13 protein-coding genes, 1 tRNA gene and 1 pseudogene are annotated in these 15,414 nt (G+C 59.4%); 5 read left to right on the top strand and 10 right to left on the bottom strand.

Features of this window, described 5'->3' with window-relative positions; all coding sequences use genetic code 11:
• Nucleotides 1-96 precede the first annotated feature (96 nt).
• From ccmI to ACN0VH_RS00985, 3 genes are read left to right on the top strand one after another with little or no spacing between them, the layout of a single operon-like run.
• Nucleotides 97-1,344: a c-type cytochrome biogenesis protein CcmI gene (gene ccmI / locus ACN0VH_RS00995; RefSeq protein ID WP_278922414.1), complete on the top strand. Its 1,248-nt coding sequence runs from the start codon at nucleotides 97-99 to the stop codon at nucleotides 1,342-1,344.
• Nucleotides 1,341-1,814 (top strand): Holliday junction resolvase RuvX, encoded by a 474-nt coding sequence (ruvX, locus tag ACN0VH_RS00990; protein WP_278922415.1) that lies wholly within the window; start codon nucleotides 1,341-1,343, stop codon nucleotides 1,812-1,814. Before ccmI ends, ruvX begins: the two co-directional genes overlap by 4 nt.
• Entirely contained in the window at nucleotides 1,807-2,049 is a 243-nt protein-coding gene (locus ACN0VH_RS00985; protein WP_417699169.1) for a DUF1289 domain-containing protein, read from the top strand. The genes ruvX and ACN0VH_RS00985 overlap by 8 nt, the downstream gene beginning before the upstream one ends.
• Nucleotides 2,050-2,083: 34 nt before the next feature.
• On the opposite strand, the gene dusA is transcribed toward ACN0VH_RS00985, so the two are convergent.
• Together dusA and ACN0VH_RS00975 are read right to left on the bottom strand one after the other, a co-directional pair.
• Nucleotides 2,084-3,124 carry a tRNA dihydrouridine(20/20a) synthase DusA gene (dusA, locus tag ACN0VH_RS00980; RefSeq protein WP_417699167.1) on the bottom strand — a complete coding sequence of 347 codons (1,041 nt, stop codon included), beginning with the start codon at nucleotides 3,122-3,124 and terminating at the stop codon, nucleotides 2,084-2,086.
• Between the two features lie 474 nt (nucleotides 3,125-3,598).
• Nucleotides 3,599-3,874 (bottom strand): annotated as a pseudogene (locus tag ACN0VH_RS00975) (transposase); the annotation flags it as partial.
• A 380-nt stretch (nucleotides 3,875-4,254) separates the two neighbouring features.
• Here ACN0VH_RS00975 and ACN0VH_RS00970 point away from each other — a divergent pair.
• Together ACN0VH_RS00970 and ACN0VH_RS00965 are read left to right on the top strand one after the other, a co-directional pair.
• On the top strand, nucleotides 4,255-5,067 hold the full coding sequence (locus ACN0VH_RS00970; protein WP_417699165.1) for an SDR family oxidoreductase: 813 nt from the start codon (nucleotides 4,255-4,257) through the stop codon (nucleotides 5,065-5,067).
• A gap of 37 nt (nucleotides 5,068-5,104) precedes the next feature.
• Nucleotides 5,105-5,947, top strand: coding sequence for an SDR family NAD(P)-dependent oxidoreductase (locus tag ACN0VH_RS00965; protein WP_417699163.1), 843 nt, complete (start codon nucleotides 5,105-5,107; stop codon nucleotides 5,945-5,947).
• 502 nt (nucleotides 5,948-6,449) lie between these two features.
• Here the strand turns inward: ACN0VH_RS00965 and ACN0VH_RS00960 are convergent.
• The 8 genes from ACN0VH_RS00960 to acuI all read right to left on the bottom strand — a co-directional run bounded on the left by ACN0VH_RS00960 (nucleotide 6,450) and on the right by acuI (nucleotide 15,208).
• Nucleotides 6,450-6,539: transfer RNA gene (locus ACN0VH_RS00960), tRNA-Ser, on the bottom strand.
• 80 nt (nucleotides 6,540-6,619) lie between these two features.
• Nucleotides 6,620-7,348 (bottom strand): alanyl-tRNA editing protein, encoded by a 729-nt coding sequence (locus tag ACN0VH_RS00955; protein ID WP_417699161.1) that lies wholly within the window; start codon nucleotides 7,346-7,348, stop codon nucleotides 6,620-6,622.
• Complete coding sequence (locus ACN0VH_RS00950; protein WP_417699971.1) at nucleotides 7,335-9,755, bottom strand: DUF3772 domain-containing protein; 2,421 nt, start codon at nucleotides 9,753-9,755, stop codon at nucleotides 7,335-7,337. The genes ACN0VH_RS00955 and ACN0VH_RS00950 overlap by 14 nt, the downstream gene beginning before the upstream one ends.
• Nucleotides 9,756-9,877: 122 nt before the next feature.
• Nucleotides 9,878-10,912 (bottom strand): cysteine synthase A, encoded by a 1,035-nt coding sequence (locus tag ACN0VH_RS00945; protein ID WP_278922421.1) that lies wholly within the window; start codon nucleotides 10,910-10,912, stop codon nucleotides 9,878-9,880.
• Between the two features lie 69 nt (nucleotides 10,913-10,981).
• Complete coding sequence (locus tag ACN0VH_RS00940) at nucleotides 10,982-12,106, bottom strand: NUDIX domain-containing protein (protein WP_417699159.1); 1,125 nt, start codon at nucleotides 12,104-12,106, stop codon at nucleotides 10,982-10,984.
• Between the two features lie 27 nt (nucleotides 12,107-12,133).
• Entirely contained in the window at nucleotides 12,134-12,574 is a 441-nt protein-coding gene (locus ACN0VH_RS00935; protein ID WP_417699157.1) for a TrgA family protein, read from the bottom strand.
• Nucleotides 12,575-12,675: 101 nt separating this feature from the next.
• Nucleotides 12,676-13,899 carry an aminotransferase class V-fold PLP-dependent enzyme gene (locus ACN0VH_RS00930; RefSeq protein WP_278922424.1) on the bottom strand — a complete coding sequence of 408 codons (1,224 nt, stop codon included), beginning with the start codon at nucleotides 13,897-13,899 and terminating at the stop codon, nucleotides 12,676-12,678.
• Nucleotides 13,900-14,212: 313 nt separating this feature from the next.
• Entirely contained in the window at nucleotides 14,213-15,208 is a 996-nt protein-coding gene (gene acuI / locus ACN0VH_RS00925; RefSeq protein WP_417699155.1) for an acryloyl-CoA reductase, read from the bottom strand.
• Nucleotides 15,209-15,414 lie beyond the last annotated feature (206 nt).

Genomic DNA, 15,414 nt, shown 5'->3' with positions numbered 1-15,414 from the left:
GCCCTTTTTTCCGGCGCCCCGCGCCTATAGATGGAAAGAAGCTGCGAAACGGCGCGCCCGGGTGCAACAGGCGGCAAGAAAACAAGCGGAGTGACTATGGTATTCTGGATCCTGATTTCCTTTGTCGCGCTGGCAATGACCGCCCTACTGGGGTTGGTCTTGTTGCGCGCCCATGCGCTGGATGAGCCACCCGCCGCCTATGACCTGCGCGTCTATCGCCAACAGCTGAGCGACGTGGACAAGGATCTGCAGCGCGGGGTGATCAATGAGTCCGATGCCCAGCGGATCCGAACCGAAGTCTCGCGCCGGATCCTTGCCGCCGATGCGCAACTGCAGCAACAAGCCCAGGGGAGCACCCAGCCCAAAGCACTGAGCCGAATTGCAGTGGTGCTGAGCGGCGCCATTCTGGTGATCGGCACCATCGGGCTTTATTGGCAGCTCGGGGCGCCAGGCTATGGCGACATGGGGCTGCAGGCCCGCATCCAGGCCTCCGAAACCTATGCACAAAACCGCCCCAGCCAGGCCGAGATGGAAAGCAGAACCCCGCCACTGCCGCCGCAAGAGATCGAACCCGGCTATGGCGAACTGGTCGAACAGCTGCGCCAGACCGCCGCCAATCGCCCGCAGGACGCCCAGGGACAGGCGCTTTTGGCCCAGCACGAAGCCAACCTGGGCAACTTTGTCGCTGCCTATCAGGCAAAAGAGAACTACATCCGGATCATGAACGGCGATTTGGACCCCAAAGACTATGGCGAGCTGGCCGAGTTGATGGTCATGGCCGCTGGTGGCTATGTCTCTCCCGAGGCGGAAGAGCTGCTGGACAGGACACTGCAGATGGATCCGCAGAACGGCCCCGCCCGCTATTACTATGGCCTGCTACAGGGGCAGCTGAACCGGCCTGATATTGGCTATCGGATCTGGGCGGACACCCTGCGGATGGGGCCAAAGGGCGCGCCTTGGATCACTGGCATCGAGGCGCAGATCGAAGAACTCGCCTTTCGCGCCGGGGTGGAATACAGCCCCATTTCCCCTGCGGCTGGTCCCGCAACTGGCGCCCCTGCCCTGGCCGGCCCCAGCGCCGATGACATAGAGGCGGCACAAGAGATGGACAGCCAGGACCGCCAGGAGATGATCCGCGGCATGGTTGCGCGCCTGTCCGATCGTCTGGCCACCGAAGGCGGCAGCGCCGCAGAATGGGCGCAGTTGATTGGCGCGCTTGGCGTTCTGGGCGAGAACACCCGCGCCGCCGCCATCTACAGCGAGGCAAAGACCCGCTTTGCCGAAGATGAAACCGCGCTTGCGCAGCTACAGGCCGCCGCCAGCCAGGCAGGGCTAAACCCATGATCTACGACAATTTCGAAGAATTCGCCGCTATCCTCCCTGGTTTCACCGCGCTGGCCGGGCTGGATTTTGGCGACAAAACCGTGGGCGTTGCCATTTCCGATCGGATGGGCACCGTCGCCACGCCGCTGGAAACCATCCGCCGCAAGAAATTCACCCTCGATGCCGAGCACCTGTTCGAGATCACCGCCAAACGCGAAGTTGGCGGGCTGGTTCTGGGGCTACCGCGGAATATGGACGGCAGCGAAGGTCCACGCTGCCAGAAAACCCGCGCCTTTGCCCGCAATCTGTCGCGTCTGACCGAGCTGCCCATCGGGTTTTGGGATGAAAGGCTCAGCACGGTTGCCGCCGAACGTGCCTTGCTAGAGGCCGATACCTCCCGCAAGCGCCGGGCCGAGCTGATTGACCATGTGGCCGCCTCCTATATCCTGCAGGGCGCATTGGATCGCATGAGGCATTTGAAAAATGGTTGAAGAGAACGGCAAAAACGTCTGGCAGCGCGATGAAATCCAATCGCCTTGCATCAATATCTGCGTGGTCCACCCCGAGGCTCGCATCTGCACCGGCTGTTATCGCTCGATCGACGAAATCACCAAATGGTCCAAGCTCTCGGTATCGGCGCGGGCGGCAGTCATGGCAGACCTGCCCAATCGCGCCTCGCTGCTGAACAAGCGCCGTGGCGGGCGCGCCGCCCGGCTTAAACGCTAGGCAGCCCCCGGCAGCCCCCGGCAGACCCTGGCCTTTAGCTGGCAGAAAACGCGGATTGAGGCAGCTGCTGCACCTGTGCCAGCGCCTGTAGCAGCAGCTCAGGGCCCGCGCCCGGACGGCTGGCCCCTTCGGACAAGACACGGCGCCAGGCCCGTGCACCGGGGCGACCCGCGAACAGGCCCAGCATATGCCGGGTGATCTGGTGCAGCCGTGCGCCCTGCGCCATCTGGCTCTCAATATAGGGCAGCATCTGCATGACCACATCAAAAGGATCCCGCACCGCGCCGGCGCCAAAGACCCGCACATCCGCCGCCGCCAGGATATCTGTCGGCTGATGATAGGCTGCGCGGCCAACCATGACCCCGTCCAAGCCCCGCTCAAGATGATCCAACGCAGTGTCTAGCGTATCAATACCGCCATTCAGCGAAATATGCAGATCCGGAAAGGCCGCCTTCATCGCGTGCACCAAATCATAATCCAGCGGCGGCACATCGCGATTTTCCTTTGGCGACAGCCCTTTAAGCCAGGCCTTGCGGGCATGGATGGTAACCCGCTGGCAGCCAGCTGCGCGAATTTTCTCTAGAAATACCGGCAGAATTTCACGTGGCTCTTGTGTGTCGACACCGATGCGGCATTTCACCGTGACCTCTACGCCAACCTTGGCACGCATGGCCGCCACCGCCTCGGCGACCAGATCGGGGCTTTGCATCAGGATTGCCCCAAAGGCGCCAGACTGCACCCGATCACTGGGGCAGCCGCAATTGAGGTTGATCTCATCATAGCCCGCCGCGCTGCCCAGCTCTGCCGCCCGCGCCAGTTCCGTCGGCTCCGAGCCACCAAGCTGCAGCGCAACCGGGTGTTCTTCGGGGCTGTGATCCAGCAAATGCAGCGCCCCACCACGCACCAAAGCAGGCGCAGTCACCATTTCTGTATAAAGCAGCGCTTCCTGACTGAGAAAACGATGCAGATACCGGCAATGGCGGTCGGTCCAATCCATCATGGGTGCAACGGAGAGGCGAGCCGCACGGACAACGTCCGATTTCCCTTGTTTTATTGGATTTTCCTGCTCAGCCATCGGTTCCGTCTTTCTCTAGTTGGGGCCTGTTTGCCCCCGTTTTTGTCCATGGTGCAACAAAATGTTGCACCAAACCCAAAATGTTGCACCGCCGCGCACGCGATCCTCCGCGCCGTTTTTCCATCATGGAAACGGCCGCAACCTCCCGCATCGACACAGCCCACGTCAACGCAACAGCGGTGAGTTATCGAACCTTGAGCAAGGATCCAACCGCCCAAAGGTTCCTGAGCCGATTTCCCGGATATCGAAACACACATCTGAGAGGAAATCCCCATGGGAACCATTGTGACGCGCGCAAAGAAGGACGGATCACAGAGCTATACCGCTACCATTAGAAAGAAGCAAAAGGGCAAAGTCGTCCTGACACTGACCGAAACATTTCCAATGTGAGCGATCCGCAAAACGTTGGATCAAACGACGCGAGAGCAAATTGAAAACCAAAGGCGCAGTGGACAAAGTGGTTCAGGCAAAGAAGCGCAACTCCTTGACCTCAGGCGAGGTCGCCTGGCGGGCCGTATCCCCCGCAAGGCGTTGCTTGCCCGCTTCCAGGAATTCCCTCGACCACGTGTAATACAGGCTCTCGCTGATGCCCTCACGGCGGCAGAAAGCGGAAATGCTTTCTTCGCCCCGCAGGCCCGCAAGCACGATCCTGATCTTCTCATCTGATGAATACTGTTTGCGCGTCTTGCGCCGGATGCCTTTGACCAGCTTGTCTGCCGCGTCCTTCGATGTTCCGGATTGCTTGTTCATCTTCGCTCGATATTGGCTGCGATGAACCAGAAACCCTCCGTTACGAAAACCTCAAATCTGTCCCACAGGCGCTGAAGTCAGACAATAGGTATTTTGTTTTGTCTTTGGGAGCCGCTGCAATCGACCCTTGCGGTGCGTCCCGGCGTTCGACGATCCAACCCTCTGGTAACCGTCCATTCCAAAGAGCCAACCCATAGCCCAATAGCGTCGGAGGTTTCATGAATGCCTCCTGTGGATAGCCCCACATTTACCAGGGGAACAAAAGAACGCTTACCTAAAACTCCTATATTCAGAGGTTTATGCAAGAAAAATGGAGAATACTGAAAGATAAATCCTGCATTGGTGGTGATCGTGTGTATATGGAAATAGGGAGTTGAGATATGAAAACCATTCTTATCACCGGGGCCTCGTCGGGAATCGGCGCGGCGACCGCCCGACATTTCCAAGCAAACGGTTGGAATGTCATCGCCACGATGCGCAACCCCACGGACAGCCCGGAGCTCGGCGCGTTAGGAAACGTGCATCTGGCCCAACTGGATGTGACGGAAGCGGGTTCAATTGCAACGGCCGTGGGCGAAGGCATCGAACGGTTCGGGCAGATTGATGTATTGCTGAACAACGCGGGCTATGGCGCCTATGGTGCGTTAGAGGCCTTTTCGATGGATCGCATCCGGCGTCAGTTTGACACCAACGTGCTTGGGTTGATGGAAGTGACCAAGGCAGTTCTGCCCCATTTCCGTCAGAACCGATCGGGCACGATCATCAATATCTCGTCCATTGGCGGGCAGATCACATTTCCACTTGGTGCGCTTTATCACGGCACCAAGTTCGCAGTTGAGGGGCTTTCGGAGTCACTACACTACGAGCTGGAGCCCCTTGGCATTCGGGTCCGCATTGTCCAACCGGGCATGATAAAAACCAACTTTGGCGGCAGTTCTTTCGATTTCGCCATGGATGAAAACCTGCCGGACTACGCGCCTATGGCAGAAGCCATGGGGCGCCTGTTTGGCAAGCTGGCCGCGACCCCTTCTGCGCCCGAAACTGTCGCGCAGGTCATTTGGGATGCGGCCAACGAGACCGGAAGCCGCCTGCGCTTTCGCGCCGGACCTGACGCTGAAGAGCTGCTTGATGCCCGCAAACAACAGGATGACGAAACGTTCATCGGTGGTCTCAAGCAAAAGATGGCGCCCTGAAAGCTGCCAAATCATTCATAGAAAGAGAGGATGGTCCATGTACAGCGAAGCAATCGAAAAAGGCGGCTTGGCCGTGGTAACCGGGGCAGCAAACGGCGTCGGCAAAGCCGCAGCCCAACGATTTATTCAAGACGGTCTGGGGGTTGTGCTGGTCGATCTGGCGGGCGAGGCCTTGGACAGAGCCGAGGCGGAATTGCGCGATCTGGCGGGCGCGTCCGCAATCGTTCAGGCGGTTGCGACCGATGTCACCGACACCGGCGCCATGACTGCCTTGGCGGACCGGGCCTTTGCGCTCGGAGAGGTAGCAGTCTTGATGAACAATGCCGGTATCGCGCTGCCGACCGGAAGTTGGGAAAACGCAGAAAACTGGCGCAAACTATTAGAGGTCAATCTCTTTGGCGTCATGAACGGCGTGCATGCTTTCCTGCCACGCATGATCGAAGCTGCACGCCCGGCGGTGGTAATCAACACAGGGTCAAAACAGGGGATCACCACACCACCCGGAAACGCCGCCTATAATACCAGCAAAGCCGCCGTGAAGGTCATGACAGAAATGCTGGCGCACGATTTGCGACAGGCCGACGCGAAAATCACAGCCCATTTGTTTGTGCCAGGGTTTACCTATACTGGTATGATTGAGAGGTTCATGCCGGAAAAACCCGCCGCAGCCTGGACGAGCGAAGAGGCAATCGCCTACCTGCTGAAGCGCATGTCGAACGGCGATTTCTATATTCTTTGCCCGGACAATGATGTGTCCGAAGAGCGCGACCGCAAACGCGTTGAATGGGCCGTAGGCGACATTATCAACAACCGCCCGGCGCTCTCACGCTGGCACCCTGACTATGCGGATGCCTTTGCCGCACACGAGGCCTCGGAATAACCACCCCAAAAGAACGATGGTGAATGCAGCCAGTGAAACTGTTGCCCAATCAACAAGGCTTGCACCTCTCAAAGTACTTAGCTGACATTCGTTCTAAGCGCAGCATCACGCTGTTTGCGCTCGGGGCAGTTGATCGCTGCAATCCACTGGAACGGCAGCTCTAGGACGATGACCTCCACGCAGCTATGTCAGCTACCTGCGCATTGCTGCCGCTGGTTACGACTGCCGCGGTGGTAATCCGGCGCCAAGGCGGTTGAAGGGCCACCTTGGCAAGACGTGATACCTTCACGTGTAGCGAATGCACATTCTCCGCCAAGACCTGTAGGTCTTGGCACGTCCGGCACGTCACCAAAGACGAGGTTGCTTTTGGTTGTGGGTCAGTTCAGCGTAGATCGCGCCTGAAATAGCTGCATTTCATGGCACGCAACCGCAAATATGACGGCGGCATCTAAGCTGGTATTATTTAAATACCAAAATTCTTATCAATGGAATGAATAGTTTATGGCGGAGAGACAGGGATTCGAACCCTGGAGACGGTCTCCCGCCTACACACTTTCCAGGCGTGCGCCTTCGACCACTCGGCCACCTCTCCGTTGGTCGGACTTTTGAACGATCAGAAACGGAAATGCAAGGCCCGTTCTTGCAAAAATGTCATCTTTTTCAAAACCTTTTTCAATCAACGAGATGCAGGTATATGCGGCGGTTCTGCTTGCCCTTTTTTTCCATCTTTCCGATGCGGATTTGGCCGATTTCAGAGCTGCGTTTTACATGGGTCCCGCCGCAGGGCTGCAGATCCACCTGCCCGGCACCGCTGCCGATCTGCACCAGACGGATCGACCCGGCGCCGCGCGGGGGCGAGACCGACATGGTTTTCACCAACTGCGGCTTGGCATCCAGCTCCGCCTCGCTGATCCAGCTCTCGGTGACTTCCAGGTCCCGGTTGATCAGCTCTTGCAACTGATCCTGCAGGGCCTGCTTGTCAGCCGGGGCTTCGGGCATGTTGAAATCAAGCCGTCCCTTGCTGGCGGTGATTGCCCCGCCCGAGACCTCAAAGGGGACCGCAACCGACAACAGATGCAGCGCCGTATGCACCCGCATATGGCCATAGCGCCGCTGCCAGTCCAGCTGTTGGCTTACCTGCGCGCCAATGGGGGGAAGCGGGTCGTCGGCGGCGCAGATCAGGACCGCACCCCCAGCCGTGCCCTTGACAGTGTTGTCCACCCGGCAGGTGCCAGCCGCCCAGGCAAGACGGCCAGTATCGCCCGGCTGGCCGCCACCGGTTGGGTAAAACAGGCTACGATCCAGCACCAGGCCACCATCCGGCAGATGCGCTGTCACACGGGCCTGCGCCTCTTGCAGGTAGGCGTCCTGACCATAGAGTGCGGCACTATCGGTCTGCATCTGACTCTCCATCGCTGTCTGTGGTTTCCTCGGTTGGGGTGACTTGCAGATCGTCCAGATCCGGTTGCACCGACTGACCGCCTGCCACCGGGGCGGGCTGACCGCCCGTCGTCTCTGCTGCCCGCGCGCCGCCGGTCAGAACCTCAGGGTTGCGCAGCCACAGATCACGCTGAGCAAAGGGAATTTCGATCTCTTCTGCCGCAAAGCGGGCCGCGATCTCATAGTTGAGATCAGATTTCACCGACAAGACCCAGTTCACATCTCGCAGGATAGCGCGAATTTCAAAATCAAGACTATCGGCACCAAACCCCTGAAAGATCACATTGGGCGGCGGGTTCAACAGCACCATCGGATGCGACTGTGCGATCTCTCTAAGGATGGATTCAACCCGGCGCGGATCGGTGCCATAGGCAACGCCCACAGGTACGATCACCCGGCCCACCGTATTGCCACGGGTATAATTGGTGACCGTCCCGGTGATCAGATCCGAATTTGGGACAATCACATCGCTGCGGTCAAAGGTTTCAATCCGGGTGGAGCGCACCGAAATATCGCGCACATAGCCCATCAGACCGCCAACCTCGATCCAGTCGCCTTTGGAAATCGGGCGCTCCACCAACAGGATGATCCCAGAGACAAAGTTTGACACGATGGTCTGCAGACCAAAGCCAATCCCAACAGAGAGCGCACCGGCAACAATGGCCAGGGACGACAGATCCAGCCCCGCCATGGAAATGGCCACCAGCGCGGCGAGGAAAACCCCGACGTAGCCGACACCGGACACAATGGCATTCTGTCCGCCCGGATCGATCTTGGTTTTTGGCAGTAAGGACGTGCGCAGGTTGCTTTGCAACAGACGGGTGGCCCCATAGCCGATGGCAAAAACCACCACAAAGCTCAGGAAGACCGCAGGTGAAATCCGGGTATCGCCAAGCTGAAATCCGTCCAGAAAGCGCGACCACAATTCGGTCAAATCAGCAACCCGTCCGCCCCAGATCAGTGCCACAACCGGCACCGCCAGCAGCGTCAAGACAAAGCCGATGGCCACAATCATCAGGGAGTCATAGGCGGCAGCCCCCTGCCCCGACGCCCAGGCATAGAGATCGGCCAAAAAGCGTCGAAGCAAGATCAGCGCCGCAAAGAGAGCCAAAGTGGAGATCGCTGGGTAAATCATGGCTTCGGCCGCATTCACATAGCCCACAGCGGCCAAGATCGGGGCCACAACCCCAAGAAAATGTACAATGCGCCTGAGAACCGAAAGCGCACGGTTGGCCCCAACTGCCACCCGGTTTTCGCCGTCCTGGTCTTCCTCCGCTTCGGCGGTGGCGATGTTGGCACGCCCAATCCGGTTCAACCGGTAAAGCCCCAAGGCCGCCACAAGGATCAGTGGGAAGGACAGCACCGCACGGCTTTCAACCGTGGTATTTTCCAGCAGATAGAACTGGTTCAATGCATCCTGTATCACCAGGACAATGGCCAGAGCATCCATGATCAGACGCGCTTCTCCAAGCCGCCCCCCTGTGCCTGACACGGCAGAACTATCCCGTCGGACAACAAAAATCTGCTCGCCCAGCCAATGGAAGGTCAGAATGACAAAGGCCCAGCCCGGCACATGCTCCAACATCAACGTGCCACGCAGTCCCAGAATACCGGAGAGTTCGACCGCCGCCACCAGCACAATGATGCCCAATAGCGGCAGGATCACCTGCAAGAGCGAGACAACAAAGGTCCAGACCCCGGTACCACGCGCCCCAAGCTGGCGCAGATACTCTCCCATGCGGCGGGCCCAGGGACGGCCGCGCAGGATCAGCAAGCCGCCCATCAGAAGCAGCGCCAGAATGGCCGGCAGCCGGTTAGAAATCCGCTCGATCGTGGTATCGTTGCTGATCTGCGCCTTGGTTTCATGCCAAAAGGTAAGCCCGGCGCGCGAGAGAACCAGCACAGCGCCTGGCCACAGCTCCGGGTTCAGCGGCGATGGTCCACGCTCCAGCAGGTGTCGGGTACGCCGCTCACGAATGATCGTGTCGATTTCGCCGATCAAGCCATCCGCTCGGCTATAGGCCTCTTGCGCGATCATGCGCGGCACCCTCAGCTTGTTCAGCTGAACAGTCAGATTTTGCCGCAGATCAGCAATGTCTTCAGGTTCGCTCTTGCCCTCTGCCGGGGCCTCTCCCAGCGCCGCGATCTGCCCCTCAAGCGTATCAATACGCTCCGCATTCGCGCCTTTCACCTCCTGAAACCGTTGCCGATACTGGGTCAGTTCCTTGCGTAATTTTTCAAAGGCCGCACTAGAGGCGCGCCCCGTATCAATCGCCTGTTCGGCCCTGACGGCGGCCTTTTCCCATTGATGCAAATAGCTGCGTTCTTCTGTGCTGACCTGCGCAAAAACCTGCCCGGCACAGAGCATCAGAATCAGCGCAAGAGCAACAAACCGGCCGATAAGACGCAGCGTACTCGCGCACCAAAATATCTGAGGCCGCAAAATTGCGACCTCAGGGATAAAGCGGGGAGATAGGGGGGAAATGCGGGTCATACGTCCTCAAAAACACCTGGAATAGAGGCAGGTATATGCGTCATCCAATCTGGCACCGGCAGATCTTTTTCGCGTAGGAAATCTGGGTTGAACAGCTTGGATTGATAGCGGGTACCATAGTCGCACAGGACGGTCACAATGGTATGCCCCGGCCCCATATCCTTGGCCATCCGCACAGCCCCGGCAATATTGATTGCCGAAGAACCACCAAGCACCAGACCTTCTTCATGCAGCAGATCAAAGACATAGGGCAGCGCCTCGGTATCGGTGATCTGGTAACTGAAATCGGGCTTGAACCCTTCCAGGTTCTTGGTGATCCGCACCTGGCCAATGCCTTCGGCAATCGAAGACCCCTCCATCGCGATTTCACCAGTGGTATAGTAGGAATACAGTCCAGCCCCCATCGGATCTGCCAGGGCAATCTTCACGCCTTTGGGCTGCAGCGCCTCGGCGACGCCCGCCAGGGTGCCACCAGATCCAACCGCACAGGTAAAGCCGTCAACCTTGCCATCGGTCTGTTCCCAGATTTCGGGGCCGGTGGTTTCAACGTGGGACTGCTTGTTTGCAACGTTGTCGAACTGATTGGCCCAGATCGCGCCGTTTGGCTCTGTCTTGGCCAGCTCTTTTGCCAGACGCTCGGAGTAGCGCACAAAGTTGTTGGGATTGCGATAGGGGGCCGCTGGCACCTGTACCAATTGCGCGCCTGCCAGACGCAGCATGTCCTTTTTCTCTTCGGACTGGGTTTCCGGGATCACGATCACGGTCTTGAAGCCCATCGAGGCCCCCACCAGCGCCAGGCCAATACCCGTATTGCCGGCCGTGCCTTCCACAATGGTTCCGCCCGGCTTTAGTTCACCACGCGCAATCGCATCCTTGATGATATAAAGCGCCGCCCGGTCTTTGACCGATTGACCGGGGTTCATGAACTCCGCCTTGCCCAGAATTTCACATCCGGTCTCATCGCTGACGCGGTTCAGACGGATCAGAGGAGTGTGGCCAATGGCGTCGGCCAGATCGCGTGCAATGCGCATGGTATCCCTTTCGATCATTCCCCCAAGATGTAACCAAGGGGGCAGGCCTTCACAAGATGCGAAGCTGCCTTAGCGCACCATAGCCCGCAGCCGTTCACGGTGGCGTGACAGCCAGAGCGCGGCCGTCACCAGCGGCATATCCTGGTAGCTATGGTTGTCGACCCGCTGCATCAAGTCGTCAAAATTAAGAATTTCGCTGCGCAGATCTTCGTTTTCGCCCGCGACACCGCCGCCGCCACGAATATCAGAAAGGTTCGTAATACCAACAAATATATGAATAAATTCCCCTGATGCACCACTAGAGGGATAGGCATGGGTCACCGCCTCCAGCTGTGAAATGGTGACACCGGCCTCTTCGGTGGCCTCGCGCCGGGCGGCCTGCTCGGGCGTCTCTCCGGGATCAATCAGCCCGGCGACTGGTTCCCACATCCAGGGGCGCTTTTCGCCGGCGATATAGGTTGCGGCACGAAACTGTTCCACCAGCAGCACCTGATCGCGCAGCGGATCATAGGGCAGCACCACAGACGCCCGCCCCACCAGCGCCACCCCGCGGTTCACCACCGGGCTCATGGATCCGTCATAGCGACGGAACTGCAGATCCATTTCCTCCATCGCAAAGAAGTTCACATAGGCGCGCTTATGCGCCTTGACCTGCACATCACGCGACAGATCATGCGCCGGATCCTCGGGGCGGGCCTGCGCCGCCAACCAGGCTGCCGCCCGCCTGCGGATCGCGGGGAACGATCTGCGCATATCCTGCGCCGAGACCCGCCCGCGATAGGCCATGACCTCTTCTGCAGCCCGCAGCGTCAAGGCCCCCGATTTTGCCACCCAGCTCGCCAGATCCCAGGGGGCACCCGGCCGCCACTGCCCCGGCGTCGGAAAATAGACCTGCGCGCCAACCTGTTCGCCGCTGGGCAGGCAGACCGTGATTGGCTGCAGCGCATAGTCAAAACCGCCCTCGTAGTAGTCAAGCGCCGCCAGATCCTGCGCCGTCAGCCCCCGCACCAAGATCCCCTGTGCGCTCTGTCCGGGGGCGGTGGCGATCATCGGAAAGATCTGGTCCTGCACGGCAAAAACCGCGTGATCTGCGAGGGTCACTTCGGTGACATCAAGGTCGCCGCCCACGCGCCCCAAGACCAGCTCCAGCAGCGGCCGATAGCGCAGCGTGCCATAGAAAAATAGATCAACCACGTCTTTTAACCCATTGTTAAGGTGTGCTTATGACCAGCGCTTATGCGCATACTCGGCCAATAGCCCCGCCAGACAGCCGCCAATCACCAAGGGCACTAGAACCGCTGGCGTTGCGATCTGAAAGAAGAACTCGATCGACAAGGTGAAGATCGCCAGCAGCGCGTCAAACGGGCCACCGTAGCGGTTGCGCATGGCCCGGTCGAACATCTCCCAGGCCCCCTGAACGAACAGCGCCCAAAGCACCATTACCGCCATCCCGGTCAGCCCGTTGTTCAGCGCCGGCACCAGACCATTGCCAACCCGCTGCCCCATGTAGATCCAGCCCGTCAGCAAGCCCAGCACCACGTTGACATGAAAGAAATAGCCAGGATCGGTTTCCTCTGGCATATCGGCAATCACTTGATCAGAAACGAGATAGGCGAGCAGCGCCAGAACAATGGCTGCTATCAGGCGTGCAGTTGTAGGCATGGGCGTCTCTGTCCTTTCTGGTCTAAGGTTTCGCTGGTGTCAGGGCCACTGAACCCGGGGAGCAAAGCCAACCTACCTTACCCCCGGTCATGTTTGGCCGATTATAGCACCTGATCCAGCACCTCGATCAGCTTGGCGACCTCTTCGACGCTGGTGTAATGGGTAAAGCTCAACCGCAAGACCCCCTCGCCGGGGTCCACTCCCATCGCCGAGAGCGCTCGCCCGGCGTAGAAATCGCTGCCGCCTGCCAGTATGCCATGCGCGGCCAATTGGGCCGCGACAGGTTCAGCCGGGCGGTTCAACGCCAGTGCCACGGTCGGCGCCCGCTGGGCCGCGTCACCTGGGCCAAGCAGCCGCAGATCATTGCGGGATTTCACCGCATCCAACAGCGGTTGCAACAGCGTGATCTCGTGGCTGCGCATCAGATCATGGGCAAAGCCAGCCCGCGCCGCGGCACCGCTACTAGGGCCGCCATGGTGGTCACAAAGCGCATCAAAATAATCCGCCATGCCTGCACTGGCCGCCACCTGCGCATGATCCGGCCCCGCCGGGGTGAACCTTTTATAAAGTACGTCGCCGTTGAAATGATGCGCCTGATTGGGAAGCAATTGCCCCAATTCGCGCCGCATCACCATCAGCCCTTGATGGGGGCCAAAGGTCTTATAGGCAGAAAACAGATAGATATCCGGCCCCAGATCCGCCACATTGGGCAGCCCATGTGGCGCATAGGACACCCCATCAACACAGACAAAGGCACCGGCGGCATGGGACATCGCAGTGATCTCGGTCACCGGATTTATTTCCCCGACCACGTTGGAACAATGGGGAAAACAGACGAGCCGCACCTTTTCATCCAACAGCCCCTCCAGCTTGGCCGGGTCCAGGTGCCCGGTCTGCGGGTCGATCTGCCATTCACGAATCTCGATTCCGTCTTCGGCCAGACGCCGCCAGGGGCCAGTGTTCGCTTCGTGATCCTGGTTGGTCACGACAATAGCCTCGCCCGGGTGCAGCATCTGGCGAAAGGCCTGGGCCAGAACATAGGTGTTCTGGGTCGTTGACGGGCCAAAACTCAGCTCATCCGTTGCCACCCCCAACATTGCCGCCAGCCGCTGACGCGCTTCATCCATTTCGGTGCCGGCCGTTCTGGACGGTTCATAGGGCGCATAGGGCTGCACCTTGCGCTGGGTGTAATATCGCGTCAGCCGGTCAACCACCTGGCGGCAGGTATAGGATCCGCCTGCATTTTCAAAGAAGGCCTTCCCCTGCAAGCTTGGTTCTTGAAAGGCAGGAAACTGCCCGCGTACAAAATCAATATCCAGCGCCATTAATGCTCTCCCACTATTCTTGGCAAAAGAGATGCAGGTCTAAGGGGGGGAGGTCAAGGCTGACGGGAACTCTCGGTCTGGATAAACAGGCATTCTTGCCGTCAGGCGATGATGGGGTGATGAAGGACTGGCCACCGAAGGTCCGGGACCAGTCACAGTCAGGCAAATCACGGGCAGGCAAATCACGGGCAGGCCGGGGCAGGCAGCATCTTCACCTGCCCGACTGCACCCGCTTTATCTGCAGCCTGTAGCCGCAGCTGCAACTTGCAGCCCTTGACCGGCCCGTATCATGGCCCGGCACTGCACAGCCCAGTCAGGCATTTACATCCACCACAACGCGCCCCTTGACCTGCCCCTTCAAGATATCTGCGCCCAATTGTGGCAGATCAGACAGAACGGCCGGTTTCACCATTTCGTCCAGCCGGTCCAGCGGCAGGTCCGTCGCCAGCCGCGCCCATGCACGGGTCCGATTGCCATAGGGCTGCAACACGGAATCGATGCCCAGCAAATTCACTCCGCGCAACAGAAAGGGGATCACGGTTGCCGGCAGCGCCGCGCCCCCGGCCAGCCCCACCGCCGCAACTGAAGCACCATATTTCATCTGCCCCAGCACCCGAGCCAGCATCTCGCCCCCCACAGCATCAATGCAGCCTGCCCAGGTCTCGCTTTCTAGCGGGCGCTTCACCGTCTCGTTCAGATCTTCACGTGGCACAATCCGGCTGGCCCCAAGCCCCCGCAGGTACTCTTCGGTTTCAGGCCGCCCCGTCACCGCCGCCACCTCATAGCCAAGATGGGCCAGAATTGCGGTCGCAACCGATCCAACCCCGCCCGCAGCGCCGGTCACCAGAACCGGCCCCCGCCCCGGTGTCAGCCCGTGGTCCTCCAGCGCCATAATCGACAGCATTGCAGTAAGACCCGCCGTGCCCACCGCCATGGCCTGGCGGGGGTCCAGCCCAGCGGGCAGCGGCACCAACCAATCGGCTTTCACCCGCGCCTTCTGGCTGTAACCGCCCCAGTGGGCCTCTCCGACGCGCCAGCCGGTCAGAATGACCTTATCTCCCGGCTTGTAGCGCGCATCGTCGCTGGCCTCGACAGTGCCAGCAAAATCAATACCCGGCACATGCGGATAGCGACGCACCAATCCGCCCCCCTTCGGGCTCAGACACAGGCCATCCTTATAGTTCACGGTCGAATATTCAACAGCAACAGTGACCTCCCCCTCGGGCAGCTGATCCAGGCTTATCTGCTCGATCGCTGCGGCCCCAAGGCCGCTGTCTGCATCTTGACGTACGATAAGGGCGTTGAACATGTGATTTCCTCCTTTAGTTTTCGCGCCACCTGTCCTTGGCAACATGATTGGCCTTGCAGGGTCTGCGGACCTGTCGCTGCCCGGAGCGCATCAATTGTCTGACATTTGATGCGATCTGTGCCACATCCTTTAATGTCTGACAATTGATTTTTGTATGCGGCACCGCTATCTCCCTCCCAGCCCCAGCCCCTAGTCTCCGCAGCGCC

The organism is Pseudophaeobacter sp., from assembly GCF_048267565.1.
GTDB lineage: Bacteria > Pseudomonadota > Alphaproteobacteria > Rhodobacterales > Rhodobacteraceae > Pseudophaeobacter > Pseudophaeobacter profundi.
This window is presented reverse-complemented; position numbering and strand designations above follow the sequence as displayed.

Excerpts from the sequence above, each read along its gene's own strand:
- ccmI (WP_278922414.1), top strand. The coding sequence starts at position 97 with ATGGTATTCTGGATCCTGATTTCCTTTGTCGCGCTGGCAATGACCGCC.
- ruvX (WP_278922415.1), top strand. The coding sequence starts at position 1,341 with ATGATCTACGACAATTTCGAAGAATTCGCCGCTATCCTCCCTGGTTTC.
- ACN0VH_RS00985 (WP_417699169.1), top strand. The coding sequence starts at position 1,807 with ATGGTTGAAGAGAACGGCAAAAACGTCTGGCAGCGCGATGAAATCCAA.
- dusA (WP_417699167.1), bottom strand. The coding sequence starts at position 3,124 with ATGGCTGAGCAGGAAAATCCAATAAAACAAGGGAAATCGGACGTTGTC.
- ACN0VH_RS00970 (WP_417699165.1), top strand. The coding sequence starts at position 4,255 with ATGAAAACCATTCTTATCACCGGGGCCTCGTCGGGAATCGGCGCGGCG.
- ACN0VH_RS00965 (WP_417699163.1), top strand. The coding sequence starts at position 5,105 with ATGTACAGCGAAGCAATCGAAAAAGGCGGCTTGGCCGTGGTAACCGGG.
- ACN0VH_RS00955 (WP_417699161.1), bottom strand. The coding sequence starts at position 7,348 with ATGCAGACCGATAGTGCCGCACTCTATGGTCAGGACGCCTACCTGCAA.
- ACN0VH_RS00950 (WP_417699971.1), bottom strand. The coding sequence starts at position 9,755 with ATGCTCTGTGCCGGGCAGGTTTTTGCGCAGGTCAGCACAGAAGAACGC.
- ACN0VH_RS00945 (WP_278922421.1), bottom strand. The coding sequence starts at position 10,912 with ATGCGCATTGCACGCGATCTGGCCGACGCCATTGGCCACACTCCTCTG.
- ACN0VH_RS00935 (WP_417699157.1), bottom strand. The coding sequence starts at position 12,574 with ATGCCTACAACTGCACGCCTGATAGCAGCCATTGTTCTGGCGCTGCTC.
- ACN0VH_RS00930 (WP_278922424.1), bottom strand. The coding sequence starts at position 13,899 with ATGGCGCTGGATATTGATTTTGTACGCGGGCAGTTTCCTGCCTTTCAA.
- acuI (WP_417699155.1), bottom strand. The coding sequence starts at position 15,208 with ATGTTCAACGCCCTTATCGTACGTCAAGATGCAGACAGCGGCCTTGGG.